A 26096-nucleotide genomic window follows, 5' to 3' on the forward strand; every position below is an offset into this window, starting at 1 on the left:
CGTCGTCAACATCACAACCACCCGGCACCGCTTCGTTCTGCGTCGCTGCATCAGCAGCAGAGAAACGAGATTATGGAGAGCGAGCGACAGGTCGTCAACCCCCTTCGCGCAATATTTTTCAGAAAGTTGAGAAGCATCGAAACAGACCACCACCACAACGCCGTCAAATTAGTTAGCCATCCGATTTAATCGGCTACTCATGAGGCAATCGCACTCGCGACGGCCGGACAGTGATCAGCTACCACACCTCCTCCGCCGCCAACCAGCCAAACGAGCCTCCTCACTATATATAGAGCCACGAGACACATCCGGCGCACACCCGAACGAAGCGTCGTAAGAACTGGAAAACCGGCAGCGCCCAAAAAACTAAAGTTTCCCTCTCGCCAGCCGTCAACCAAGATATCCCGTCACTTAAATGGCCGCCGACCATGGATAACCCAGTTGAGGAACACGTCGAGGAAGCCTCACTCGCAGCCCACACGCCAGCTCTGAATCCGGAGAAGGTGCCGGTAGGCACGCCTCTCGACTGGCCGATCGTCGACGCCGACGGCACGCTCCTGTTCGCCAGCGGCACCATCCTCGCGACCACGGACGAGCGCAAATTCCTGTTCGGACACTTCCATCCGCAGCGCGGCGACTTGGCGGGCGCGGCCACGCAACCGCCGCTCCAGGCCGAGCCACAAGCGGATCCCAACGGCGAGCTGACGCTCAAGGACATGCATCTGGAAATCGGTGCATTGATCGGTGTGCGCTCGCAGCTCGGCAGCGGCGCGCCCATGCATCCGTGCCGCATCATCGGTTTCGCGCCGAATCATTCGCTCTTCGTCACTCCGCCGATGCACGAGGGCCGCATGCTCCCGCTGGGCGTCGGCGAAAACATCGAAATTGTCGCGATCGCCAGCCATGCGGTGTTTCGTTTCGTCTGCACGATCGAAGCGATCTGCCGCGCGCCGTTCGACTACGTCGTGCTGTCGAAGCCCGGCGTGATCCGTCGCCTGCGCGAACGCAAGTCGATCCGCGTCCGCGCGCACCTCGCGGTGCGTTTCGGCATCGGCGAAACCGGCGAATCCTATGAAGGCCTCGGACTCGCGAAAGGCATCAGCGCACTCGGCATGTCGCTGGACGCCTCGTGGACCCTGGGCGCCGTCGGCGACCGGTTGCGCGTTGCGTTCCGCCTGAAATCGAAGGATCTCGACACGGAGATCGAAACCACGGCGGTGATCCGCAACGTGCAGAAAGGCAGCGGCCCCGGCGAGCCGTCGACTCACGGGCTCGAACTCGATCAGCTCGACCCGTCCCAGCAGATGGCGATGAAAGTCTTCGTGTTCGACCGCCAGGACGACGTCGTGTATTGGTCGAGCGGCCTGAAATAAGCGCAGGGCCGTGAGCGGGACGGCCCACGCGCCGCTCAGCCCATCAGTTCTTCCGGCGTGAAACGCCGCGCGCCCCACGCATCGGCGAGCACTTCGCAGCGGCCCAGCCGGATCGCCTCGCGCTCGAAATCGACGAATACGACTTCGTCCACATCGAGCGGCCGCACCGGCATATCATGCGTGCGGCCATCGGTCAGAATCCATAGCCAGCGTTGCTGCCCGGGCTTGCGGCGCGCGCAGCGCTCCAGCAACTGGGTTGCTCGCCGAACGCCTGCCGCCAACGGCGTGCCGCCTCCGCCTCCCACGGGCCTCAGCCACCGCTCATTCCACCAGCGTGGCACAGCGGGACCGAAACGCACATCCGCACCGGCGCCGCCGAAACAGACCAGCGCCGCCTCGGCACGCGCGGCGCTCGCGCGGTCGAACAAGGCGATCAGCAATCCCTTGGCGAGCGCGAGACGCTGCCCGGCCAGCATGGAACCGGAGCAATCGAGTACGAAACAATGCAGCACACCGCCGCGCGGCGCCTCGCGCACGAAACGCAGATGCTCGGCGCGTAACGCGCCCTGGCGCATCGCGGCAAGTGTCGGCGGCCAGTCGATGCGCTTGCCCGGTTCCCCGCTCAAGCGGCTGCGCGCACCTGCGCCCGCGCCTTGCCGCCATCGAAAACCGCTGCGCGAGTCAGCGGCGGCGCCCTTCCGATGGCTCAGCGTTTTTTTACGTTAAGGGGAATGACGCCTTTGACGTGCGTGGTCGCGGCCGGTTCGGGCGCGAGGTAGCCCCAATCGCTATCGACGGCAGCGGCGGCCGGCGGCGCATTTCCTGCCTCAGATGAAGAGCGGCTATCGGAAGAAGCCTCCCGCTCGGCGCCACCCTCACGCGCGTCACCTTCGGCCTGCGACCCGCGAGCATGCCGCCGATGAACCAACACCGCCTCAGCCACCCGATCGACATGCTCCGCCGTCACCGCGGCCGCTTGTTCGAGCGCCGCCACCGCACGCGCCGCGCGCAGCATCACGAGATCGGCGCGCAAACCATCCACGGCGGCGTCGATGCACAGCGCGCTGACGTGTGCGTGCACGGCGTCGTCGAATACGAGCTCCGGCAGCGCTTCGCGCGCCGCTCGAATCTGCTCGACGTAAGCCGCCTGCTGTTGCGCATAGCCGGCACGAAACCCCTGCGGATCCAGATCGAACGCCAGCCGCGCCTTCACGATCGCCTGACGCACGCGCGGCTCGAAACAGTTCTGCAACTCGACCATCAAGCCGAAACGGTCAATCAATTGCGGCCGCAGTTCGCCCTCTTCAGGATTCATCGTGCCGATCAGCACGAAGCTCGCGTCATGGCTATGCGACACACCATCGCGTTCGATGGTATTCACACCGCTCGCGGCCGCGTCGAGCAAGGCATCGACGAGCGCGTCGGGCAGCAGGTTGACTTCATCGACATAAAGCACGCCGCGGTGCGCCTTCGCGAGCAGACCCGGCGAGAAGCGCACCGAACCGTCGCGCAACACGGTTTCGATATCGAGCGTGCCGATCAAACGATCTTCGCTGGCGCCAAGCGGCAGATTTACCAATTGCCCTTCCGGCAACAACTCAGCGAGCGCGCGCGCCGCGGTCGACTTCGCCGTGCCGCGCGGACCGGTGACCAGCACGCCACCCAGCCCCGGATCGATGGCGGCCAGCAGCAGCGCCTGTTGCAACGGCGCCTGGCCGATCAACGCGGCAAAGGGAAAAACGGGCCGCGCAGCGGTCGCGCTCATCGCTAGATTCATGTTTGCATTCCTTCGATCTGCTGCTCGCTCGCGAGCAGATGCTGTTCGACTTGCGCGCGGTAGTCGCCGGGCGCCTGCCACAAACCGCGCTGCATGGCTTCGAGCAGGCGCTCGCAAATCGAATGCAACGCGTGTGGGTTGTGACGCTGCAAAAACTCGCGAGTGTCCGCGTCGTTCAGATAGGCATCGGTCACAAGCGCATATTGATGATCGGCGATCACGCGCGCGGTCGCATCGTAACCGTACAGATAATCGACGGTCGCGGCGATTTCCGCCGCGCCCTTATAGCCATGACGCTTCACGCCATCCAGCCATTTCGGATTGACCACGCGCGAGCGGATCACGCGCGCAATCTCCTCATGCAGCGTGCGCACGCGCGGCGCTGCCGGATTGCTGTGATCGGCGTGATACACGCTCGGCTGATCGCCGGCCAGATGCCGCACCGCGGCGACCATGCCGCCCTGAAACTGGTAGTAGTCATTCGAATCGAGCAGATCGTGTTCGCGGTTGTCCTGGTTCTGCAGCACCACGTCCAGCGCGGCGAGACGTGTGCCGAACGCGTGACGCGCTTCTTCGCCCGCGCTCTTTTGCGTGTACGCATAACCGCCCCACGCCTGATACGCGTTCGCGAGATCGGCGTCGGTTTGCCATTGCTGCGAGTCGATCATGTCCTGCAGACCCGCGCCGTACGCGCCGGGCCTTGCGCTGAACACGCGCCAGCCGGCGCGCTTACGCGCTTCGGCGGCGTCCATGCCGCGCGCGATCAACGCATCGCGTTCGCGCAGCACGCGTGCGCGAATCGGATTCAGGTCCTCGGGTTCGTCGAGTTCGGCGACGGCCTGCACGGCGGCATCGAACAGATGCATGACGTTGGCGAAGGCGTCGCGGAAGAAACCCGAAACCCGCAAGGTGACGTCAATCCGCGGCCGGTCGAACACCTCGATCGGCATGATTTCGAAATCGGTCACGCGATGGCTGCCCGGTGCCCACTTCGGCCGCACGCCGAGCAACGCGAGCGCCTGGGCGATATCGTCGCCACCGGTGCGCATGGTCGCGGTGCCCCAGACGGACAGGCCGATGGCGCGCGGATAGTCGCCCTTCTCCTGCAAATGCCGTTCGATCAGTTGCTGGGCGGATTTCAATCCGAGCGACCAGGCGGCTTGCGTGGGAATGGCGCGCGTGTCGACCGAATAGAAGTTGCGGCCGGTGGGCAGCACATCGGGCCGGCCACGCGACGGCGAACCGCTCGGCCCCGGCGGCACGAAACGCCCTTCGAGCCCACGCTTCAATTGAAGCATTTCCTGCGGACCGCAAGCGTCGAGCCGCGGCAACACATCGTTACGCAGACGCTCGATCACTTGCTGCGCTTGCGGCAAGTTGGCCGCGAAAAACGGCGCTGCCGATACATCCGCTTGATCACCGCACACGCCGCGCAGCAACTCCGCCGCCAGCAATTCCAAACGTTCACGCGTATCGCCGCAGTGCCGCCACGGCGCATCGCTCACACGTTGCAGCACGTCGGGGCGCGGACCGTCCCACACCGCCGACCAATCCACCGACAGCGGATCGAACCGATGATCCATCTGCAGATCGCGCGCCAACGCATCGATCAACCCGGCCTTGCCGCCTTGCCCATCGCCGACAGGAAAACGCCCCAACGCCAGCAACGTATCGCGCCGCTGCACGCCATCAGGCGATTGCCCAAACGTATGCAAGCCATCGCGAATCTGCGCCTCCTTCAACTCGCACAGCCACGCATCGACACGCGTGAGCAGCGCGTCTTCGTCGTCCTGCCCGTTCGGCGCCGCGAGACTCAACTCCTCATGCAACTTATGTTCGACGATGGTCGCCAGAATCGTGCGCCGCAACAGTTTCGAGCGGCGCGGGTCGACCATCAGCGCTTCATAGTATTCGTCGACCTGGCGCTCGAGATCCTGCAACGGTCCGTAACTTTCAGCGCGCGTGAGCGGCGGCATCAGGTGATCGATGATGACGGCCTGCGCGCGGCGTTTCGCCTGGCTGCCCTCGCCCGGATCGTTGACGATGAACGGGTACAGATGCGGCATCGGCCCGAGAATCAGATCGGGCCAGCAGGCGTTGCTCAACGCGACGCTCTTGCCGGGCAGCCATTCGAGATTACCGTGCTTGCCGACATGCACGATCGCGTCGATGCCGAACTGGTGCCGCAACCAGAAATAGAACGCCAGATACGCATGCGGCGGCACAAGTTCGGCGTCGTGATAGCTCGCGTAGTCGCCCTGCTCGCGTGAACGCGACGGTTGAATGCCGACGAACACCTGTCCGCAACGCCAGCCCGCGATCATGAAACGGCCGCGCCGCAGCGTCGGGTCCTGCTCGGGCGCGCCCCAACGCGCGTTCAGCGCCTGGCGCGCCTCGGCAGGCAATGCATTGAAGTGCGCAAGATAGTCGTCGAGCGCGAGGCTTTGCAACGCGGGACGCAGGTCACGCACGACCGGATCGTTGGTCACGCCTTCGGTGAGCTTCTTCAACAGCGCGTCGCCGTTCGCGGGCAAGTCGGCGAGACGATAACCCTCGTCACGCAGCATCGACAGAATGCCGACTACCGAGGCGGGCGTATCGAGGCCCACGCCATTGCCGATGCGCCCTTCGCTCATCGGATAGTTGGCGAGGATCAGCGCGAGTTTCTTGTCCGCGTTATCGAGTGAACGCAGACGGCACCAGCGTCGGCTCAGTTCGGCGAGAAAACCCACTCGCTCGGCGTCCGGCTGATAACGCACCACATCAACCTGAGTGTGCGGACAACGGTACGCAAGTCCCTTGAAACTGATCGCGCGCGTGATGATGCGGCCATCCACTTCCGGCAGCGCAATATGCATGGCGATATCGCGCGAATTGAGGCCTTGATTGTCCTTGACCCAATCGTCGCGATTGCCGCCGCTCAGGATCACCTGGAACACCGGCGCGTCGCCGGCGAGCGCAAGTGGCTCGGGGTCGTCGATCGCGGACGCGGCGAAGGCCGTCGTATTCAGCACCAGCGCGACATCGTGCTGTGCGCACAGCGATTGCACGACATCGCGGCTCATCGCATCTTTCAGCGAGGTAATCGCAATCGGCAGCGGATTCAGACCTTGCGACTCGAGCGCGTCGATCAGCGCGTCGAATACGGCCGTATTGGCCGCCTGCAGATGCGCCTTGTAGAACAGGATCGCCGCGACCGGCGCATTCTGCCGCCAGCGCGCCTGCCAGTCGGCGACCGTCGGCGTGTCGCGCTCGGGATGGTAGAGCGTGGCGGCGGGCAACGCGCGCGGCGGCGCTGTATCGCGTCCCCAACCGAAGGCACGGTGCGCGATACAGCGCAGAAACGCCTCCGCATTTTGCGGGCCGCCTTCACGCAGATAGCGCCAGAGCTGATGGCACAGATCGGCGCTCGCGGTGCTGCGCGCGAGCAGGTTCGGATCTTCCTGCAGATCGCCGGAGAACATCGCGAGCGTCTGCTGCTTGCGCTCGGCGAGCGCCACCACCTGTTCGATACCGTAAGGCCAATACGCCTCGCCGCCGAGATGATCGACCACCACCACACGTGCATGCTGCAAGACGTCTTCGAGATAAAAATCCACCGACGCCGGTTGCCGCAAATACGTGACGTTGGCGAGCCGCACGCTCGGGAAGCCTTCCCCCAGGCGCGGAAAAACGCTCGCGAGCAGCAACAGCGTGGTATCGGCGGAACTGAGCACCACGATATCCGCGGGCTGCTGATCGATACGGATCACGCCTTGCGTATCGTCGACAAAACCGCCCGGCGTGGTGCGCAGCAGATGCATGAGCGCTTACGCCTGTTGCGTTTCGACGCTCGACGGCACGCCCAGCGCCGCATCGAACGCGCGTTGCAACGCGGGCTGATCGAGGTCCTCGCCGATCAGCACGAAGCGGCTCGGACCGCTTTCGCCGGCTTGCCAGCGTCGATCGAAATAGCTGTCGAAGCGGCGGCCCACGCCCTGGATCACCAGACGCATCGCCGCGCCCGGCAGCGCCGCGAAACCTTTGACGCGATAAATCGTGTTCGCTTCGACGAGCTGTTGCAGCGCGGCGATCACCGCCTCGCGCGACAACACATCCGCCTGCACGACCACCGAATCGAACTCGTCGTGATGGTGGTCGGCGTCGTCAGCGGAGCCGTGGTGATCGTGGCGCAAATGAATCGTGTCTTCCGAGGCCGCTTCGAGGCCCAGCAATGTGTGCAGATCGAGTTGCCCCATGTGCGCGCGCACGATCTTCACTTGCGGCGGAATTTCTTCGCGGATCGAAACTTCAACCGCGCTTTGCTGCGCCTCGTCGAGCAAATCCGTTTTATTCAGAATCACCAGATCGGCGGCGGACAACTGGTCTTCGAACAATTCGTGCAGCGGCGACTCGTGATCGAGATTCGGATCGGCTTTGCGTTGCGCGTCCACGGCGACCGGGTTGTCCGCGAACTGACCGCTCGCCGCGGCCGGGCCGTCCACCACGGTGACCACGGCGTCGACGGTGAAGCTGTTCTTGATCTGCGGCCAGTTGAAAGCCTGTACCAGCGGTTTCGGCAACGCGAGTCCCGACGTCTCGATCAGCACGTGATCGATCTGATCACGGCGTTCCACGAGCTTTTCCATCACCGGAAAAAACTCTTCCTGCACGGTGCAGCACAAGCAGCCGTTTGCCAGTTCATACAGTTGGCCTTCGGTTTCGACGCCGTTTTCGTCGCAACCGATTCCACAACCCTTGAGGATTTCCCCATCGATGCCGAGCTCGCCGAACTCGTTGACGATCACCGCGATGCGCTTGCCGCCCGCATGCTGAAGAATGTGCCGCAGCAGCGTGGTTTTGCCGCTGCCGAGAAAGCCCGTGACGATGGTGACGGGAATCTTGCGCATTTGAGTTTGCATCGTGAGGTCCATCCGTAGGAGTTGCACATGCACGCCGCTGTGTCTGTATGTCTGCCTGCATACGCCGGGCAAAACGGGGCACACGCCCAGCCAGCCACGACAATGACAAAACACGGGGACGAACGACGGCGTTGCCGCGACAACAGAAAAACAGAAAGCGGGAATGAGGTCATGAACGCAGCGCCGCATCCCCGCGGCGTTCGTCCTTCGTATTCTGGCCGGTATCCGGGCTGGCGAAAGCGCCGCTTCCCCTTCCCGGACGAGTGGTTTCTCGCCCAGTGGTGATATGCCGACGCGGCCTTGCGCGTGGACATCGAAGCCGGCTCCGCGGCGCTAATCGACTGAACTTAGCACCACATTTCGCTTACCGTTGCGGGGGCAGCACAGGTTGACCCGATCCATGGCAGGCGGGCACCCTGTTTCCCGTTTAACTGCATGCGCACGAGCGCGCACACGAGCACCAAAGTGCGTGCGAGTGTAGGCCCGCGGCCCGGTGCCGTCAAGGAAACACAGGCCGCAAGCGCTTATCGGACGGGGCGCCATGTGCTATCGTATGCGCGCGTTTGGTGCCCGCACATGCATTCCGCGTGTGCAGTTAAACGGGAAACAGGCAGCGCTCCATGCGCTCAACCTGTGCTGTCCCCGCAACGGTAAGCGACCTGCGGCGCAAAGTTGAGTTGTCTTGCGCCGCGCATGCGTTTTTTCGATGCCACTGTCCGGCACATTCCAACGAATGCGGACGGGAAGGCAAAGCGCATGAGGCCGCCAGCCCGGATACCGGCCAGACGCGGAGGCGGCAAGCGTCACGCCGCCGGCCGCCGGAATCCGCGAGGGACGGATGTGAAGGCGCTGAAGCACGACGTGGCGCGTTCGCGTACGCAGGTTCTGTGTGGAACCGCTACGAGTCGCGCATTGCGCCGTGCCTGAATCCGTAGCACTGCATGACCCCAAAGTCCACCATCAGGCGACCCTTCGCGCTTTACTCTTTCCCACTCGTCACGACATGGCGCCCGCCATGCATGCCACGATGACCCGCGCCTGGCTGATCGGCGCCGGCCCCGGCGACGTCGAACTCATGACCATCAAGGCCACCCGCGCATTGGCGCAAGCCGATGTGGTGCTGGTCGACGATCTGGTGAATCCCGAGGTGCTGCAGTTCGCGCGCGCCGATGCGCTCGTCGTCTACGTCGGCAAACGCGGTGGGCATCCGTCGACACCGCAGGACGGCATCGTCGCGCAGTTGCTCGAGCATGTTCGGGCCGGGCGCAGCGTCGCGCGTTTGAAAGGCGGCGATCCGTTCGTATTCGGCCGTGGTGGCGAAGAACAGCAGGCGCTGCACGCGGCGGGTATCGAAGTGGAAGTCATCAACGGCATTACGGCGGGGATCGCGGCGCCCGCGGCGATCGGCATTCCGGTCACGCATCGCGATCACGCGCAAGGCGTGGTATTCGTCACCGGACACGGCGCGGGCAGCGGCGAACCCGACTGGGCCGCGCTCGTGGCCACGCGCATGACGCTCGTGATCTATATGGGCATGCGGCGGTTGAACGATATCGTCGGCGCGCTGCTCGCGGCCGGCATGAGCGCCGACACGCCGTGCGCGGCGATCGAATCGGCCACGCGTCCCGAACAACGTCACGTGCTCGCGCGCCTCGGCGAGTTTGCCGACACTGTTGCGCGTGCCGGCCTTGGCTCGCCGGCGATCGTGGTGATCGGCGGTGTGGCGTCGCTCGCGTTGGCGCGCGCGGCGGCGGCGCATGCCGACGCCGCAAAGCCTTCAGTGGACGGAGCGGACACACAATGAAAACACTGAGCGTCGGCGTCGGTTGCCGTTTGCACAGCCCGGCCGAGCAGATCGAAGCGGCGGTGCGCGCCGCGCTCGGTGCGCATTCGTTCGACGAAATCCGCACCGTGGCTTCCATCGATGCCAAAACCCGCGAAGCAGGCTTGCTCGAATTCTGCGCACGTCATGCGCTGCCGTTGACATTCTTCAGCCTTGAACAGATCGCGTCGATACGCGTGGCGGAACCTTCGGCGACAGTGCGCGAGCATCTCGGCGTGGACGGCGTCTGCGAGCCGTGTGCGCTGCTTGCCGCGACGGCCGGCTTCGACGAATCGACCGCGGCCAATGCGCCTCAAGCCCGGCTCCTCGTGCGCAAAACCATCCATGCGGGCATCACCGTGGCAATCGCTTCCACCGCTGCAAACGCCAACCGCGAACACCCAAACAACGACACTCAGCAACAGGACCTGCCATGAAGACCGACCCCGAATCGCATCAACGCATGACCGAGCGCCGCCGCGAAGGCCACGAGAAAAAACAGGCCAACGCCACCGTCGAAAAAGGCCTGCTGATCGTGAATACCGGCACAGGCAAAGGCAAAACCACCGCCGCGTTCGGCATGGCCGTGCGCGTGCTGGGCCACGGCATGCGCCTCGGCGTCGTGCAGTTCATCAAAGGCGCGCTGCACACGTCGGAGCGCGACTTTCTCGGCGCGATCGCCAATTGCGATTTCGTCACGATGGGCGACGGCTACACCTGGAACACGCAGAACCGCGACGCCGACATCGCGACCGCGCGCAAAGGCTGGGACGAAGCGCGCCGCATGATCGAAAGCGGCGACTACCAGATGGTGATCCTCGATGAGTTGAACACGGTGCTCAAGTACGAATACCTGCCGCTCGACGAAGTCCTCGCCGTGCTCACCGCGCGCGCGCCGATGCTGCACGTGGTGGTAACCGGCCGTCACGCGCCGGACGCATTGATCGAAGTGGCCGATCTCGTCACCGAAATGCGCATCGTCAAGCATCCGTATCGCGAGCAAGGCGTGAAGGCGCAACGCGGCGTGGAGTTCTGACGATGGCCGCGTGCCCCGCCCTGTTCATCAGCGCGCCCGCTTCGGGCCAAGGCAAGACCACGATCACCGCGGGTCTCGCGCGCTACCATCGGCGGCTGGGGCGACGGGTGCGGGTCTTCAAGACCGGACCGGACTTTCTCGATCCGATGATTCTGGCGCGCGCGAGCGGCGCGCCCGTGCTCTCGCTCGATCTGTGGATGGTGGGCGAAGCCGCCTGCCGCACGCTGCTCGCGCAAGCGGCCGCCGAAGCCGATCTGATCCTGATCGAAGGCGTGATGGGTCTGTTCGACGGGACGCCGAGCAGCGCCGATCTCGCCACCACGTTCGGCGTGCCGGTGCTCGCGGTGATTTCAGCGAAGGCGATGGCGCAGACCTTCGGCGCGGTCGCCTTCGGTCTCGCGCAATTCCGGCCGCAGGTGCCGTTTTACGGCGTGCTCGCCAATCGCGTCGGCTCGGCGCGGCATGCGCAGATGCTAGAAGAAGCATTGCCGCCGGAGTTGCGCTGGTGCGGGCACATTGCCGCCAGCGATGAAATCGCGTTGCCCGATCGTCACCTCGGCCTGCATCAGGCGGACGAAATCGACGATCTCGACGCGCGGCTGGATCGTGCCGCTGACACTGTAGGTCATACCGCGCTCGCCGAATTGCCGCCGCCTGTCGAGTTCAGCACGCCCGCACCGGAAATACTGCCGCGCCTGCTGGACGGCAAGACGATTGCGATTGCGCGCGACGCCGCATTCTCGTTCATCTATCCGGCGAACATCGCGCTACTGGAAGCGCTCGGCGCGCAAGTCGCGTTCTTCTCGCCGCTCGCGAACGAAGCACTGCCCGAACACGCCGACGCTTTGTATCTTCCAGGCGGCTACCCTGAGCTGCACGCGGCCACGCTGACCAGCAACACGCGCAGCGCCGCAAGCGTTCACGCGCACGCGGCCGCCGGCAAACCGCTCGTCGCCGAATGCGGCGGCATGCTCTATCTGCTCGACCAGCTCACCGACACGCACGGCGTGAGCACGCCGATGCTCGGCCTGCTGCCCGGCCATGCGACCATGCAAACGCGCTTCACCGCCCTCGGCATGCAGCAGATCGACAGCCTGCACGGGCCGATGACCGGCCACACGTTTCACTACTCGAAGCTGAACACCTCGCTCACGCCGCTGCGTTCAGCCACCCGGCCACAGGGCGACGCACCCGGCGAGGCCGTCTATCGCGCCGGCTCGATCGTGGCGACCTACATGCACGCTTATTGGCCCTCCAACCCGGCCTTCACGGCCGCCCTGTTCCATGGCGAAGCCTTTTAACGATTCCGAGCGCGACGCCGTCTACCGCGCGATCTACGAACGACGCGACATGCGCCATTTCGTGCGCGATCCGGTCGATCCCGCCGTGCTGCAGCGCCTGCTCGACGCGGCGCATCACGCGCCGAGCGTCGGCTTCATGCAGCCGTGGCGAATCGCGCGGATCACCGATCCCGCGCTGCGGACGGCCTTGCATGACACCGTGGAAAGCGAGCGTCTCGCCACCGCCGACGCGCTCGGTAAACGCCGCGAAGAGTTCATGAAGCTGAAAGTGGAAGGCATGCTGGACTGCGGCGAGTTGCTGGTGATGGCGTTGATGGACGGACGCGAGCGCCACATCTTCGGCCGCCGCACCTTGCCGGAGATGGACCTCGCGTCGGTGGCGTGCGCGATCCAGAACATGTGGCTGGCCGCGCGTGCCGAAGGTCTCGGCATGGGCTGGGTGTCGCTGTTCGACGTCGACGTGGTTCGCCAACTGCTGCACATGCCGGAGGGCGCGCGGCCCGTGGCGATTCTGTGTCTGGGCCACGTCGACCGGTTTTATAGCGAGCCGATGCTGGAAACCGAACGCTGGGCGAGCCGCCTGCCGCTCGCCGACTGTGTTTTCGAAAACCGCTGGCCGGAAGACCACAGCGCGGCGGAATGAGCCCCAAACGTTACGGCTGAAGCGGCTTCACCGACATCACTTTCGGCACGCCACTCGTCTCGTCGGCGCGCAACTTCACGCGCCAATCCGGCGGCGCATCGAAGGGAAACCTGGCCAGCGCGCTTTTGACGAGCGTCGGCATGGCATGCAGCGGATCCGCATCGCGGTCGATGCTCGTTGCGCTGACTTTGTAGACCTCCAGTCCGCTCGCGCGCTCGAAAAACCGCAGCGTCAGCGCATGCTGGTACGCAGGGCCGCCGAACAGCGAGAACGGTGTTCCGGGCGGTCGGGCACAGTCTCCCGACGTGCAGCCTTTTTCTCCGACGCCGATCGTCGCCGGCCGCGTGTCGTAGGCAACTGAGAGCAGATAACGCGCGGGTTGCCCCGTCGTTTCGACGAAACCCTGTTTCGTCAACTCGTCCACCAACAGGCTTTCGAATTGTGGATGATCCGCGCTGGCCTCTTGCGACGCCATGCGCGCGATCGTGTAGGTCCGTTCGCCTTGCAGCGCGGCGGCCGCGTTCGCGGCGTCGGCAGTATGCACGTCGGCGCTCAGGCCCGCGCAACCGGTGAGACTCGCCGCGGCCAGCGCGGCACAGATCAGGATTGCTTTCACCATCTTCTCGCTTCGATAAGGTGCGTATTCATACGTCATGTGCGCGGCGTGAGGGAGGCGCCGGATTGCGCGTCTTCGAGCACCGGCAGGCAGATCGTAAACGCCGTGCCCTGGCCGGGCTCGCTGGCCACCTCGACGTCGCCGCCGTGGCGCGTGACGACCGTCTTGACGAAGGCCATGCCGAGCCCCGCGCCGCCCACTTCCGGCCGCTCGGTTTCGTGAAACCGCCGGAAGCGCTCGAACAGCCCCGCCTGCTGTTCCTTGGGAATGCCGTAGCCCTGATCGCGAATCGTGCACGACACGCGCCTGGCCGCGCCCGGCACGCCCTTCGGCGTCAGGCTCGCGAGGCTGCACACGATCCGCGTATCCGGCGGACTGTACTTGACCGCGTTGTTCAGAATGTTGACGAGCGCGCGCGTCATCAGCGAACGGTCGGCGCAGATCCAGTGGCCGTCGTCGGCTGCATCGGCCGTGCCGGTCTCCGTGTACAGCGTGATGCGTTTGGCGTGCGCCTGCGGCCAGACTTCGTCGCTCGCGTCGATCAGCAATTCGGCCAGGCTCACCGGTTCCAGCACATAGGTTTGCGATTCGGCGCGCGCCAGTTGCACGAAGTCGTCGGCCAGCGTGAGCGCGCGCTGCGCATAGCGTTCGATGCGCTCCAGCAAGCCGCGCGCGAGCCCCGGGTCGCCGCGGGCGCGCTCGATCTCCACCAGTGCGAGGATCGACGCCTGCGGCGAGCGCATGTCGTGTGACAGAAGCCGCAGCGCGTCTTCCCGCTGACGCTCGGCCGCATGCAAGGCCGACACGTCGACAAGGCCCGCGATCCAGCCGGTGGTCTCGCCCTGCTCGTTCGTGCAGTTGGCGTAGCGCAGCAAGTGATCGCGCTCGTGGGCGTCACGCACTTCGACGCCGTGCGCCATCAGCGCGGCGAATTCGCGGCGCGCCGGATCGAGTGGCGCCGGCCAGTGCGTGCGGGCGAGCAGATTGTTTTCGGCATCCGACGCGGTGTTGCCGTCGATCGTCTTCACGAGCGTCAGGCCGCCCAGCACGGCCTGCATCGGACGGCCTTCGGGCAGCGGCGCGCCGAGACGCGCGAAATGCGCCTTGGCGGCATGGTTCGCGATCAGCACGACGCCGCGCACGTCGCTCACAAGGATCGGCTCGGGCATGCTGTCGAGGCTGTCCCATACGAAACGCTTCATGTCCTGCACGCGCTGCGCCGCCTGCGCCATCAGCGCCATGTGCTGCTCCAGCACGTCGCCGCCGAACTCGCGGCGGCGCTGCGGCGTTTCCGGCAGCAGATGGGGTTCGTCGGCGAGACGCTGCAGTTCTTTGCGCAGATACGCCATCGTCATTTCAAGGCGCCGCCAGTTCCAGATCGGATAGACGGCCACCAGACCCACGATCGCCGGCACCGGCGACATCCACAGCCGCGCGCCGTACAGCAAGGCGGCGCTGCTGGCCGCCGCAAGCAGACACAGTGCGCCGGTCAGCAGCAACGAACGGCGGGGCGACAACACAAGAAATCCGGCCAGCAGCGCGGCAAGCGGCGCGAGCGACACCGCGAACAGAATCCACGGATAGACCGGCTCGATCTCGCGGCCGGTGAGCAGCGTATCGAGCACGTTAGCGTGGATATACACGCCGGGCAGCGGGCCGAGTTTGCCGGACACCGGCGTCGCGAAACGGTCGTACAAGCCGGACGCGGTCACGCCGATCAGCACGATGCGGCCGCGCAACTGGTCCGGTGTCACGTCGCCGGCGAGCACGCGGGCGAAACTCAGCTTCGTGTAGTTCTGCGCGTTCGGACCGAAGGGAATCAGGAAACGGCCTTCGCCGTCGTCGGCTGCGGCGAAGGCCTCCGTGAAAGCGTGGCTGGGTTGCCAGCCGTTCAGATGGAGCGAGCCATGCTCTATCGCCTGGGCGACCGGCACCATCAATTGCGGCCAGCGTGAATCGGCGTCGCCCTCGAACCGCGCGACGCTGCGCACGATGCCGTCGCTGTCGACTTCGAGATTGATATGACCGAGTCCCGCCGCCGCATGCGCGAGCGGCGCCACCGGCTCGACCACGACGCGGCGCCCGCTGTCATCGGCCGCGGTGAGCAATACCGGCAGATAGGTCGGACTCAGCGCGATGGCGCGGCCAAGTTCGGCGTCGTGCGGATTGGCCTCGGTGAACAGCACGTCGTAGATCACCGCGGCGGGCTTCGCCTTGGCGATCTCTTCGAGCAGCTTCGCGTGAACACTTCGCGGCCACGGCCAGCGGCCGAGTTGGGCGATGCTCGCGTTATCGATTTCGAGCACCACGATATCGCGCAGCAATGGCTGCGCATGCAGGCTCAGAAAGCGGTCGTAGACCAGTTGATCGACGCTCGCGCTCAGACGGCCGAGCGAACTGAGCAGAATCACCACGATGCCCAGACAGCCGATGCCCACCCATTCGATCAGGAAGCGGCGGCCGGCGCGCCGTCCGAGACGGGCGCGCGGATCGAGGCTCAGGCGCGTAGGTGTGGTCGGCAAAGGGTTGCTTGGTTCGAAGCCAGGAAGCGGGCTGATGCACGGCTCAGCCCCGTGAATCTACCAGCGTCAGCGCGCAAGCGTAAACGAGCGCACCGCGTTGCTCTTTTCGTAGAAGCGGCCGTTCTCGAACTGCTCGGCGACGATCGTCCAATAGTAGACGCCGGCCGGCAGATCGCTCACGACCAGTTGGCCGCCCGACAGATCGGTGCGATCCACGAGCGGATGACGCAGATCCGCCGTGCTCGCCAGCACGAAACGAAAGCGTGTCTCGACCGTGGCGCGGCTGACGAACCAGCGGAATTCATAGTCGCGGCTGCCGGCCCGCTGCGTTGCCGACGCGGCCAGCCCGATCTGGCGGCGTTCGAACGCGTACACCTGCGGCAGACCATCGAGGCCGTTGGCGTCGATCGCGGCGATGCGTACGAAATAGGTGCCGTCGGCCAGGTCGCCGAAATCCGCATGCGGCTCGCTCACGCGCTGGTCGCGGATCAGGTCGAGCTGGTCGGCGTCGCGCGCGATTTGTACGCGGTAGGCCACGGCATGGTCGGCCGGCACGAGATCGAACGCGACGGTCTTGCCATCCTGCACTTTGGCCGGCTGAGTGAGCGCAGGTGCGGGCAGCAACTCGACCGGTCCGCCGATCGCTCCGCCGGCCCGCGTCACACTGCCGAAGCGCGCCTTCACGAGCTGCGCGGACGCCTGCAGCGGCACGCCGGGCGGCGGCGCCGAAGCGCGGCCGCCCGGCGCGGCCGGGTCGACGCCGACTGCGCCGTCCAGCACTTCCACCGCGGTGGTTCGCGCGTCGCCGTCGTAGGCGACCTTGAAGCGCGTCCCGCGCACACCCGCCACGACCGACGGCGAGCGGATCTGGAAGCGGTCGTCCTTTTTCGTCGCGTGCGTGACCTGGCTTTCGACTTCGCCGTTCTTCAGTTGGAGCATGCGATCGCCGGCGCCGGTCAGCATGGTGCGTCGCAGCGTGCCGATATCCAGCAGGCCGTTCTGCCCCACCGTGACGTGCGAGCCGTCCGGCAGCTCCAGCGTCACAAAGCCGTTGTCCCCGGTGCGGATGCGGTCGCCCTCGCCGAGCGTCGTGCCTTCCGCGAGCGGCACGTAAGGGTTCTTGCCGAACGCGTGCTCGGCCGGTCCGCTGGTCGCGATCACGCGGGCCGATTCCTGTTCCTGTTTGAGCTTGTCGGCGGGCAGAAGCAAGGCGATGCCGGCCGGCATGCGGCGTGGCGCGGGCACATGATTCAGGCGGCTCAGCACGGCCCAATCATTCGGGTCGCGCATATAGCGGCCCGCGATGTCGTACAGCGTGTCGCCTTCGTGGGTCAGATACGAGACGTAAGCCGGCATGGCCGCTTTCGCACGCGGCTTCGGCGCGCGCGACGCTTGCGCGGACGCCGACACCGGCGCGAAACAGGTCATCGCGAGCAGGCCGGCTGCCGCCAGCCATGCGCCACTGCGGCGCCCCGGCGAAACCGCGCTGCCGCGCGTTGCCCTATCGACGGAAAACGTCACGCGTCCCCCGCTTCGGGGCGTTCGCCGGCCGCTGCCGGCGGCGTGGCGGAATCCATCCGCTCGAGACGGTAGCCATAACCGTAAATCGGCGTCAGGCGATAGCCGTGCTCCGGGCGCAGACCGAGCTTGCTGCGCAGCATCGACACGTGGGTGTCCATGGTGCGCGACGGAATGTCGGTCGCCTGCTTCCAGATCACGTCGAGAATATGCGCGCGCGACAGCGGCCGGCTCAGATGCTGGAACAGCAGGAGCGCGAGTTCGAATTCCTTCTGCGTGACGGCCACCGCCGTGCCGCGCACCACCACGTGCTTGGCGCCCAGATCGAATTCGAATTCGCCGAAGACTTCCTTCGCCGCGGGCGGCTTGAGGTGGTACGCGCGGCGCAGGAGTGAGCCGACGCGCGCCAGCAAGACCGCGGCGGACACCGGTTTGACGACATAGTCGTCCGCGCCCGTGTTGAGAATCGACGTGATGTCGGTTTCGCGGCCGCGGCTCGTCATGAACAGCACCGGCAGGCGCTCGGAGAGGCTCTCGCGCACCCAGCGCAGCACCTCTTCGCCCGACATGTCGGGCACGTTCCAGTCGAGCACCAGCAGATCGAACGTCTGGCGCCGCAACTGCCGCACCAGTTCGCGGCCCGCACCGTATGCGTGACAGATATGGCCCGCCGCCGACAGCGTTTGGCAAACCAGGTCGGCCTGAGCCGAATCATCATCCAGGACAGCAATTCTCATAACACCCCGCAACGCGACATCCTTCGTAACTGGTGGCCGGCGAGCCGGCAGATGACCGGGATGACGGCGTAAGCACCGACGATCCGGCTTCCAATTTCATCTTCGGCTGCACATTTTTCGACTAGTGGTCCTTTGCCTTGCGCCTTTGTCCGGTCTTGCCGCCGCCGTCTCGATATTGAGACGCGTGATTGGCTTTATCGCGTCGGGTACCGAAAGGGGGAAGGTCATCATAATCGAAAAACGGCCGCTGTTTTCCGGATGCGATTAAGCCGCTATCCGGTCCGGCTATGCGACGCCATTTATTGGTATCGACCGCACGGGTCGTCGTTCGGGTCGGCTGGTCTCGCTCGCACGGTGATTGGCCCCGTTCGCCGTTGTCCTTTCAGGCCGCGTTCCGCATTCAGGTTACGGCGATTTGACAATTTGCGAGTCAGTATAGAAACAGTCTCAAAATAAATCGTTTAAAGATTGTTAAATCGCAGGGCTCGCGATCCGGACAAAAAAATGCGGCGTCGCCCCAATCCGGAGGCCGACGCCGCTCAAAACATCACACGCTCGCCGGGGGTCTAGCCGCACGAGTGAACATAAATTAGCCGGTCAGAAAATCGACCTCAAGATGAAAGAACTGCCTTTGTAACTGAGGCCAGGTAGTTATTACGTCGGACGTAATCCGAGGCGGGATAGAAACGTTGCGCCATCTGGGCCGAAAATCGTATGAATTGAAGCGTCCGCAACGGGTAATTTACATACGCAGAGGTTTTGTTACAGTCGGCGCGGTTGTCGGAATATTACGGCGACCTTTAATCAAGTGGCCCCATGTTCAGGCTTCCGTCTTTGGTAATCACGATCTGCATCAGGCGCCGGCTTCCATGCAGCGGCGTGCTGCAGCGACGCGTTCCAGCGTGACCTGCGCGTTGCCTGCCGAACCGACGCCGAGCGCCTGTGCGGCGGCATACGATAAATCGATGATCCGTCCGCGCACGAACGGACCACGATCGTTGATGCGAACGATCACCGAGCGCGCGCCGCCAAGCGCCGTCACGCGTACGCAGGCGCCCAACGGCAAAGTACGATGCGCCGCCGTGAGCGCGTGCATGTCGTAGCGCTCGCCGCTCGCGGTGCGGCGTCCGTGGAACTGCTTGCCATACCACGTCGCCACGCCCGTTTGCCGGAAGGTACTGCTGCATGCGCAGGCGGGCGTCGACGATGAGGCGTCATCGTTTGCGATCTGATTGGGCGGCGGTTCGTCGCTCGCTGCGTCTGATGCGCGCCATGCGTCAATGTCGCCGGTTTGCGCCGCGTACTGTGTTGCACGTTGATTGCTGCGTGCGACGGCAGCGCCGCCACTCGGCGAATCGCGGCCGACGCCCGGTTGCGCGCATCCGGCAAGCGTGAGCAGTGCGCCGAGCAGCACGGCGGTCGAAACGCGCCGGCCCGCACCAAAGCAATGTAGATAGAAGATCATAGGCATCAAGTCGCGCGGCGCACTGCAGGCGGCAGGCTCCGCGTCGCGTTCGAGTTCGAGTTCGAGTTCAAGGTCAATGTCAGATGAGCGGCGAAGCCGCGAGCGCGCCGCGCTACTGGCGTTTCGGGAGGTACTTGAGCGGATCGACAGGTGTGCCGTCCGCGCGCACCTCGAAGCGCAACGACGCCTGGCCTTTGTCGTCCACGCCCATTTCGGCGATCACCTCGCCTGCCTTGACGATCGCGCCTTCCTTGACGAGCAACGCGCGGTTGTTGCCGTACGCCGTCAACACATGCGCGTCGTGCTTGATGATGATCAGCTTGCCGTACGCCGCGATTCGGCCGCCCGCATAAACGACGCGGCCGCCCGACGCCGCCCGCACCGGTTCGCCGACACGCCCGCCCATGACGATCCCCTTCGTCTTGCCCGACACGAACGGCGCGGTCACGGGGCCGCTCACCGGCCACGCGATTCGTGCCTTTGTGGACGCAGGCTCGCTCGGGCCATCCGCGAAGATCGCGCGCGCTTGCGCGAGTGAGTTCGATGGCGCGCTGGTTGCGGGCGTGGACAAAGGTGCAGACGCGGACACGGGCGCGGGTACGTCAACGGCACAGGCCGGAGCCGCCGGCGACACGGCAGACCTGGGCAACGCACAGCCAGCCAACGACACAGCTAGCAACAACGCAAACAGCATGGAAGAGCCCGATTTCGCAAATCGGCACAAACAGGTTTTCATCGGGGAGATCCGGGTAAATCGCGTGGGTGGCTAGCCGCGGTTCGCGCGTCCTCCTGGATGGGGTGTAATGGACGGTGTTTCCTTAACGAACTGCGTTGACGGACCACTTCACGGTCGCGTATTCAACGAGAGTCAGGACAAAGCGTTGACGGCACCGCCGGGAATAGGACATTCCTTGACGATTTGCCACACTTCCGCACACGAAAGCATCAAATATAGGGATATTTGCGCGCGCACGAACGGGTACAACATCGCGTAGCGTGCCATGCACGCTCGACGTTTCGAGATAATTTTTCTGGATTCCAAAGCATCCGGAATGATGCGCACGATTTGCGCATGAACGATAAGCAAGTCGGTGGCAACTCGCTTCTCTCGATGTCGACAATTTCTATTTCAGATACAACGCGGGCACTCCAATATTCTTCTCGCGTGAATTGAACTCGACTACCGTACCCGTATTATTTTTGATGCAAATTGCCGTCTCGGGCGCACTAGCCGCAATTTGCTGCTTCACGTAACTGTCCACTCCGTTCAGCCGGAGTTGATCGACGTTATCCAGATATATCCCGCCGATCGATGTGGACGTACAGGCACTTGCGTTCGGTGCATTGTTGGCGTCGTCCCAGGAAGTCGTGGCCGCATACAAGTTCAAATACTCGGCTGTCGAGTTCGTTGTGTTGTGGCCCTGGGTCTGCAAATTCGCGCTTGTCCACGGATAGTCAGTCGTATTCGCCGGCGTCGGAAATTTCAGGAAGATGATGTCGCCCGGACCCGCCCGCAGCGCCTGATCGCCGTTGTGAGGCGTACCGGCCGAGTCCAACCATGTATCCGCGATCGCCTTCGAATAGTAGGTGGGAATGTTGTAGCCGCAGGCGTTGTCGGTGTTCGAGCAGTTGTCGGTCGCATATTGCAGGCTGTCGGGCTTCCACCCATTGATGAAGTCGGCATGGGCCGTGTACAAGCTGCCCCACTGCGGCGTCAACACACCGTTCACCAAGATCGGATCCATCGACAATTGCGCACCCGTCAGGTCGCCGTTATTACCCAACGTGTACTGTATGTTCATGTTCAACTGCTGGATTTTTACCGGATATCCCGGCGGGCAAACACCGGCGTTGTTGTAGGCCATATTCTGGACGCCAGCGGAAAAATCCGGCTTGATGTTCACACCATCCCAACAGTCCGGAAACCATACGACGATGTCGAGTTGCGCATTGCCATTGACAACGGGGCAACTGGTTGGCGCGTTTTGCGTATACCCGACGTTGGCGCAGAAGTACGAAATGGGTGCGCTGGGACCCGTCCCATGATGGTTGCCTGCCAGCATCTCCAGGCCTTGAGGGATTGCCGTGAGAGGTTGGCTTGCCGAACCATTCTTGTAGTAGGTCTTCTGAAAATCCGGGACCACGATGCCGGTAGCCCGCTTCAATTGCGGTGCCCAATACGCGGATATGTCCGCCGCGCTATTGCAGGTCGTGACCTTGTTGGCCTGCAGCGCGGCTAGCTCGGTATAGGCATCCGTCTTCGTGTTGCCGAAGAAGTCGTGTTGCATCGCGAAGCCGGGCAGTCCGTAACGGACGATTGAATCATCAGGCAGCGTATGGGAATAGGCGCATTGCACACTGAATTGACCGGCCCATGCCGCGTTGGCTCCTGCCATCAGCAGCGACAGCAATAAGAAGCGCGTGACCGTGATCATGTTTTTCATCGTTCTTCTCCATTTCCCGTGAAATACCGATGTCATTCGACGATCATAGGAATCCTGATTACATGAAAATTTAATATGCGTTTTTCATATTCGATCAGTGATTTCTTCAAGGCCGCGAATTCATTCTAGGACACGCGCAACGCCACTCCAATGGATTTTCCGCTTTTAGTCCGTTACACGAATGAGTCGTATCGCCGCAGTGAGGGTTGAATAAAACTATTAGCTCGCGCAGGCACCACTAGCCTGCGCGAATATGATGCCTCGTGTGTGACACGAGGTTCGGCGCGAATGACACGCCTAAATGAAATCGCGACCGAGACGGTCGCGAATGTTTATCCAGCAGAGCCAACGCTGGCGCTGACGCAACACGCCTTATCTACCGCCCTCGATCTCAGGCATCGGCGCGAACAGCGCGTCGAGATCGTCGTCCGAGAACTTGGCGGCGCCGGCGGCGTCTTCGGAAAGAATGCTGTCCGCAAGCCCGGCCTTCTGCTCCTGCAACTCCACGATCTTTTCCTCGATGCTGCCCGCCGCAATCAGCTTGTAGACGAACACAGGCTTGTCCTGCCCCAGCCGATGCGCGCGATCGGTCGCCTGATTCTCTGCCGCGGGGTTCCACCACGGGTCGTAGTGGATCACCGTGTCGGCGGCGGTCAGATTCAGGCCGACGCCGCCCGCCTTCAGGCTGATCAGGAACAACGGCACCTCGCCCTGCTGAAAACGCTCGACCGGCGTGACGCGATCCGTCGTGTCGCCGGTGAGCAGCACATAGGGAATCGCGGCTTCTTCGAGTGCTTCCGCGATCAGCGACAACATGCCGGTGAACTGCGAGAACAGCAGCACGCGGCGCCCTTCCTCGATCAGTTCCGGCAGCATCGACAGGAGCAGGTCGAGCTTGGCCGAACGCATGGCGCGCGCGCCCTTCTCGACCCGGTCCGTCTTGTCGCGCTTATCGCCTGCCTCGCCGGCCGCCTTGAGTGTCCTCAGGAGTCGCGGATCGCAGCACACCTGGCGCAGCTTCAGCAAAGCGTCGAGCACGATGATGTGGCTGCGCGCGAGACCTTGCGCGCTGACGGCGGCGCGCACTTTCTCCTGCATCGCCGTGCGCACGGTTTCGTAGAGATCACGTTGCGCGCCTTCCAGATCCACCGAACACAGGATCGTGGTCTTGGCCGGCAACTCCTTGGCGACCTCGTCCTTGCGACGGCGCAGCATGAACGGCCGGATGCGGCGTGCCAGCAACGCGCGGCGCACGCCGTCGCCGTTCTTCTCGATCGGATTGCGCCAGCGTTTGGTGAAGTCTTTCTGGCTGCCGAGAAAGCCCGGCAACAGAAAATCGAACTGCGACCACAGCTCGCCGAGATGATTCTCCAGCGGCGTGCCCGTCAAACACAGCCGATGCCGCGCGCGCAGCCCGCGAATCGCCTGCGCGGCTTTGGTGGTGGCGTTCTTCACGTACTGCGCCTCGTCGAGAATCAGCAAGTGATAGTCATGCTCGGCGAGCACCTTCTGATCGCGCCAGAGCAGCGCATACGTGGTCAGAATCAGTTCGTGCCCGGCGATCTGCTCGAAGCGCTCCTTGCGCTGCGGACCGTTGAGCACCAGCACTTTCAGTTCGGGCGCGAAGCGGCGCGCTTCCTCGCGCCAGTTGTGCACGAGCGTGGTCGGCACGACGATCAGCGCCGGCCGCGTCAGACGCCCCGCTTCTTTTTCCGCGAGGATATGCGCGAGCGTCTGCACGGTCTTGCCCAAGCCCATGTCGTCGGCGAGCACGCCGGCAAGGTTCTGCTCGCGCAAAAACTGCATCCAGTTCAGGCCTTGGTGCTGATAGGTCCGCAGTTCGGCCTTCAGGCCGCGCGGCACCGGCACCTCGCGCAGTCCGGGACCGGCTTGCAGACGCTGCGCGAGTTGCCGGATCGAATCTTCGCCGCGAAATTGCCAGCGGCCCGTGCCGTTCAACGCCTCCAGTCGACCGGCGTCGACGGATGCCACGCGCAGCGGCGCACCATCGGCGAGCGAGCCGCCTAGGGCGTCGAACAGATCGACGAGTACACGCACCACCGGCTTCAGACGATCGGCGCGCAAGCGCAGACGCTTGTTCTCCTCGGTCTTCAGCTCGATCGGCTCGTCGTCGGCGATGCTTTCGAGCGCACCGTTCAGCCAGCGCCGGTCGCGCCGGAACAGGTCGGCGAGCAGCGGTTCGAGCCGCACGTTACGCTCGCCGATGCGGATGCCCATCTCCAGATCGAACCAGCCGTCGCCGGCCTGATGCGCGGTGCCTTCGATCGCGTCGATCTCGATGACGTTGTAGCGGAACTCCGGCGCCATCGTCACGCGCCAGCCTTTGCTCACAAGCTCCGGCACGGCGTCGTTGACGAACGCGGACCATGCCTCGGCGTCGGGCAGGCCGAGCATCGTGTCGGGCAGCAGGCGCGATGCGTAGACGCGGCTGGTCGGCACCTTCTGCAAACCGGTCTTGCGCAGTTCGAGCAAACGTTTTTTCTCGGCCTCGTAGCGGCGGCGTATATGAATGACGTCGCCGCCCGGCATCGGCACGAGCGTCACGCTGCTGTCCACGTTGATGCTCACGCCGTCGTAATCGAAACTCACGCCGGCCAGCTCGACCGCTCCGGATTGCCGCAGCCCCGCCTTGCTCGTCGACGACGGCAGCGCGTGACTGTTAAGCGAGAGCACGGGCACGGGCTCGACGTCGATCACGCGAATCGCCGACGCGTCGTGCGTGGGCGGCAGCGGCAACTCGGGTGCGATCTCGCGCAGCACCGAGGCGACCAGCGGCGCTTCGGCGAGCGAGATGGGCGGCATGGCGAGGTAATCGGGCAACTGCTGGAACGGCAGCGACGACTGAACGATGCCCGCCTCATTCGCGACGCCGTCCACGTACCAGACCGGCTCGGTCGGCAGCACCATGCTGGCGCGCGGCTCGGTGCACAACACGGGCCGCAGGCGCTCGTCGGCGAGCGGCTCCCATTCGATCCGGCCGGGCCGGTCGGCGCCGCGCGAGAGCGCCGTTGGTGCCGCTTGACCCGGCGCCGGGTTGAAGTCGCAGAAGAGCCGCCCTGTTGCAATCAGTTTCTGCAGCATCTCCGCGCCGCTCGTGCCGCGCAGGATGAACTGGCCGAAGTCCTCACGTGAGCGGCCAAGCCACAGGCCGCGCAGGATCGACAGGTCTTCGTCAGAGACGAATTTCGGCTGCTTGAGCAGCGCCGTTTCCACATTGCCCCAAGGCTCGTCGACTTCGACGATCACGCCGTCCGGATTGCAGCGCGCGCGGTACAGCACCACCTCGTGGCGCATGTGGAAGTTGGACCAGTTCAGCCGGTATGCGAGCGTCTGGGTGCGCGGCGCGCTCGCCTTCTGGGCGTCGGCGCCCGCAGCCTCGGCGCGGGCGCGAAAACGTTCGAGCCAACTGACCAGTTCGGGCCGCACGCCTGACGGCTGCCCCATGTGCGCCATCGGCTTCGGCGGCAGGTCGCGCGCCGTCTCGCCGTCGTCCAGTTCGACATGGGTGATGTGGTCCATCTCGTCGTGATAGTCGAGCTCGGCGAGCAGCAGTGCGGCGACATGCTTGCAGTTGCGGCCGACCGGACACGTGCAGTCGCCCTGCGCCCACGGCGAACCGCCGTCGGTGCGGAACCGCACCCGCGTTTTGTAGGGTATCGGCCGGGTGCCCTGCACGTCGCCGCTAAGCGTGGCGCCGTGCCATTTCACGTTCGCGACAGGGCCGACCGAGCGCGCCTTGGCGACGGTGTGGTCCCCCAGCCATTCTGCAATCCGTTCCCGATCAAAGAAAACTGACGACATCAGCGTCCAATCCTATTCAAGCCGGCTTGGGCAAGCGCGCGGACAGAATCAACTCGACAGAGCGCGGATGGCGCCGGCCGGTGAGTGTCTGTGCAGCATCGATTGCCTGTGGTAACCGG

The 26096-nt window shown here is 64.3% G+C and carries 20 protein-coding genes and 2 riboswitches; of the genes, 8 read left to right on the forward strand and 12 right to left on the reverse strand.

From position 1 onward, the window contains the following. Both PQR42_RS20895 and PQR42_RS20900 read left to right on the forward strand, forming a co-directional pair. Positions 1-189: hypothetical protein (locus PQR42_RS20895; RefSeq protein ID WP_408493716.1), on the forward strand; the 189-nt coding region annotated here is incomplete at its 5' end. 239 nt (positions 190-428) lie between these two features. After that, positions 429-1373: a flagellar brake protein gene (locus tag PQR42_RS20900; protein WP_408217456.1), complete on the forward strand. Its 945-nt coding sequence runs from the start codon at positions 429-431 to the stop codon at positions 1371-1373. Positions 1374-1408: 35 nt separating this feature from the next. Here the strand turns inward: PQR42_RS20900 and PQR42_RS20905 are convergent, their stop codons facing one another. From PQR42_RS20905 to cobW, 4 genes are all read right to left on the reverse strand, one after another. Then, entirely contained in the window at positions 1409-1948 is a 540-nt protein-coding gene (locus PQR42_RS20905) for a vWA domain-containing protein (protein WP_408391633.1), read from the reverse strand. A 131-nt stretch (positions 1949-2079) separates the two neighbouring features. Beyond that, positions 2080-3150, reverse strand: a complete 1071-nt coding sequence (locus tag PQR42_RS20910) for a magnesium chelatase ATPase subunit I (RefSeq protein WP_408391553.1) — start codon at positions 3148-3150, stop codon at positions 2080-2082. Next, positions 3147-6953 (reverse strand): cobaltochelatase subunit CobN, encoded by a 3807-nt coding sequence (gene cobN / locus PQR42_RS20915; protein ID WP_408391556.1) that lies wholly within the window; start codon positions 6951-6953, stop codon positions 3147-3149. The genes PQR42_RS20910 and cobN overlap by 4 nt, the downstream gene beginning before the upstream one ends. Before the next feature lie 6 nt (positions 6954-6959). Then, positions 6960-8051 carry a cobalamin biosynthesis protein CobW gene (gene cobW, locus PQR42_RS20920; RefSeq protein ID WP_408391558.1) on the reverse strand — a complete coding sequence of 364 codons (1092 nt, stop codon included), beginning with the start codon at positions 8049-8051 and terminating at the stop codon, positions 6960-6962. A gap of 199 nt (positions 8052-8250) precedes the next feature. Continuing rightward, positions 8251-8531, reverse strand: a riboswitch (cobalamin riboswitch). Positions 8532-8598: 67 nt separating this feature from the next. After that, positions 8599-8851: riboswitch (cobalamin riboswitch) on the forward strand. Between the two features lie 227 nt (positions 8852-9078). Here cobW and cobA point away from each other — a divergent pair. From cobA to bluB, 5 genes are read left to right on the forward strand one after another with little or no spacing between them, the layout of a single operon-like run. Then, positions 9079-9855 carry a uroporphyrinogen-III C-methyltransferase gene (gene cobA, locus PQR42_RS20925; protein WP_408217460.1) on the forward strand — a complete coding sequence of 259 codons (777 nt, stop codon included), beginning with the start codon at positions 9079-9081 and terminating at the stop codon, positions 9853-9855. Continuing rightward, complete coding sequence (locus tag PQR42_RS20930) at positions 9852-10310, forward strand: cobalamin biosynthesis protein (RefSeq protein WP_408391560.1); 459 nt, start codon at positions 9852-9854, stop codon at positions 10308-10310. The genes cobA and PQR42_RS20930 overlap by 4 nt, the downstream gene beginning before the upstream one ends. Beyond that, positions 10307-10909 (forward strand): cob(I)yrinic acid a,c-diamide adenosyltransferase, encoded by a 603-nt coding sequence (cobO, locus tag PQR42_RS20935; protein ID WP_408391562.1) that lies wholly within the window; start codon positions 10307-10309, stop codon positions 10907-10909. Before PQR42_RS20930 ends, cobO begins: the two co-directional genes overlap by 4 nt. A gap of 2 nt (positions 10910-10911) precedes the next feature. Next, positions 10912-12210: a cobyrinic acid a,c-diamide synthase CobB gene (locus PQR42_RS20940; RefSeq protein WP_408391564.1), complete on the forward strand. Its 1299-nt coding sequence runs from the start codon at positions 10912-10914 to the stop codon at positions 12208-12210. Then, positions 12194-12853: a 5,6-dimethylbenzimidazole synthase gene (gene bluB, locus PQR42_RS20945; RefSeq protein ID WP_408391566.1), complete on the forward strand. Its 660-nt coding sequence runs from the start codon at positions 12194-12196 to the stop codon at positions 12851-12853. Before PQR42_RS20940 ends, bluB begins: the two co-directional genes overlap by 17 nt. A 10-nt stretch (positions 12854-12863) precedes the next feature. On the opposite strand, the gene PQR42_RS20950 is transcribed toward bluB, so the two are convergent. The 6 genes from PQR42_RS20950 to PQR42_RS20975 form a co-directional block, all read right to left on the reverse strand. Continuing rightward, positions 12864-13508: a DUF4136 domain-containing protein gene (locus PQR42_RS20950; protein ID WP_408391568.1), complete on the reverse strand. Its 645-nt coding sequence runs from the start codon at positions 13506-13508 to the stop codon at positions 12864-12866. Beyond that, positions 13505-15991 (reverse strand): CHASE2 domain-containing protein, encoded by a 2487-nt coding sequence (locus tag PQR42_RS20955; RefSeq protein WP_408391570.1) that lies wholly within the window; start codon positions 15989-15991, stop codon positions 13505-13507. Before PQR42_RS20955 ends, PQR42_RS20950 begins: the two co-directional genes overlap by 4 nt. A gap of 66 nt (positions 15992-16057) precedes the next feature. Further along, positions 16058-17512: a FecR family protein gene (locus PQR42_RS20960; protein ID WP_408391572.1), complete on the reverse strand. Its 1455-nt coding sequence runs from the start codon at positions 17510-17512 to the stop codon at positions 16058-16060. Then, entirely contained in the window at positions 17509-18246 is a 738-nt protein-coding gene (locus tag PQR42_RS20965) for a response regulator transcription factor (protein WP_408217423.1), read from the reverse strand. Before PQR42_RS20965 ends, PQR42_RS20960 begins: the two co-directional genes overlap by 4 nt. A gap of 853 nt (positions 18247-19099) precedes the next feature. Next, positions 19100-19717, reverse strand: coding sequence for a septal ring lytic transglycosylase RlpA family protein (locus PQR42_RS20970; protein WP_408493717.1), 618 nt, complete (start codon positions 19715-19717; stop codon positions 19100-19102). Positions 19718-19823: 106 nt separating this feature from the next. Beyond that, a complete protein-coding gene (locus tag PQR42_RS20975) occupies positions 19824-20159 on the reverse strand; it encodes a murein hydrolase activator EnvC family protein (RefSeq protein WP_408391576.1) in 336 nt (111 codons plus the stop codon). On the opposite strand from PQR42_RS20975, the gene PQR42_RS20980 reads away from it, so the two are divergent. Beyond that, positions 20134-20481 carry a hypothetical protein gene (locus PQR42_RS20980; RefSeq protein WP_408391578.1) on the forward strand — a complete coding sequence of 116 codons (348 nt, stop codon included), beginning with the start codon at positions 20134-20136 and terminating at the stop codon, positions 20479-20481. The genes PQR42_RS20975 and PQR42_RS20980 overlap by 26 nt on opposite strands. Before the next feature lie 354 nt (positions 20482-20835). Here PQR42_RS20980 and PQR42_RS20985 read toward each other — a convergent pair whose 3' ends face one another. Both PQR42_RS20985 and PQR42_RS20990 read right to left on the reverse strand, forming a co-directional pair. Continuing rightward, positions 20836-22155 (reverse strand): DUF1996 domain-containing protein, encoded by a 1320-nt coding sequence (locus PQR42_RS20985; RefSeq protein WP_408391580.1) that lies wholly within the window; start codon positions 22153-22155, stop codon positions 20836-20838. Between the two features lie 372 nt (positions 22156-22527). Next, positions 22528-25977: a DEAD/DEAH box helicase gene (locus PQR42_RS20990; protein WP_408391582.1), complete on the reverse strand. Its 3450-nt coding sequence runs from the start codon at positions 25975-25977 to the stop codon at positions 22528-22530. Positions 25978-26096: the final 119 nt, after the last annotated feature.

The organism is Paraburkholderia sediminicola (genome assembly GCF_046027355.1).
Classification (GTDB): Bacteria; Pseudomonadota; Gammaproteobacteria; order Burkholderiales; family Burkholderiaceae; genus Paraburkholderia; species Paraburkholderia sediminicola_B.

What these genes read in the sequence shown, in the direction of transcription:
- bluB (WP_408391566.1), top strand. Translation starts at nt 12,194, where the DNA reads ATGGCGAAGCCTTTTAACGATTCCGAGCGCGACGCCGTCTACCGCGCG.
- cobA (WP_408217460.1), top strand. Translation starts at nt 9,079, where the DNA reads ATGACCCGCGCCTGGCTGATCGGCGCCGGCCCCGGCGACGTCGAACTC.
- PQR42_RS20970 (WP_408493717.1), bottom strand. Translation starts at nt 19,717, where the DNA reads ATGCCTATGATCTTCTATCTACATTGCTTTGGTGCGGGCCGGCGCGTT.
- PQR42_RS20900 (WP_408217456.1), top strand. Translation starts at nt 429, where the DNA reads ATGGATAACCCAGTTGAGGAACACGTCGAGGAAGCCTCACTCGCAGCC.
- cobN (WP_408391556.1), bottom strand. Translation starts at nt 6,953, where the DNA reads ATGCATCTGCTGCGCACCACGCCGGGCGGTTTTGTCGACGATACGCAA.
- PQR42_RS20905 (WP_408391633.1), bottom strand. Translation starts at nt 1,948, where the DNA reads ATGCGCCAGGGCGCGTTACGCGCCGAGCATCTGCGTTTCGTGCGCGAG.
- PQR42_RS20985 (WP_408391580.1), bottom strand. Translation starts at nt 22,155, where the DNA reads ATGAAAAACATGATCACGGTCACGCGCTTCTTATTGCTGTCGCTGCTG.
- PQR42_RS20990 (WP_408391582.1), bottom strand. Translation starts at nt 25,977, where the DNA reads ATGTCGTCAGTTTTCTTTGATCGGGAACGGATTGCAGAATGGCTGGGG.
- cobO (WP_408391562.1), top strand. Translation starts at nt 10,307, where the DNA reads ATGAAGACCGACCCCGAATCGCATCAACGCATGACCGAGCGCCGCCGC.
- PQR42_RS20940 (WP_408391564.1), top strand. Translation starts at nt 10,912, where the DNA reads ATGGCCGCGTGCCCCGCCCTGTTCATCAGCGCGCCCGCTTCGGGCCAA.
- PQR42_RS20950 (WP_408391568.1), bottom strand. Translation starts at nt 13,508, where the DNA reads ATGACGTATGAATACGCACCTTATCGAAGCGAGAAGATGGTGAAAGCA.
- PQR42_RS20930 (WP_408391560.1), top strand. Translation starts at nt 9,852, where the DNA reads ATGAAAACACTGAGCGTCGGCGTCGGTTGCCGTTTGCACAGCCCGGCC.
- PQR42_RS20910 (WP_408391553.1), bottom strand. Translation starts at nt 3,150, where the DNA reads ATGAATCTAGCGATGAGCGCGACCGCTGCGCGGCCCGTTTTTCCCTTT.
- PQR42_RS20965 (WP_408217423.1), bottom strand. Translation starts at nt 18,246, where the DNA reads ATGAGAATTGCTGTCCTGGATGATGATTCGGCTCAGGCCGACCTGGTT.
- cobW (WP_408391558.1), bottom strand. Translation starts at nt 8,051, where the DNA reads ATGCAAACTCAAATGCGCAAGATTCCCGTCACCATCGTCACGGGCTTT.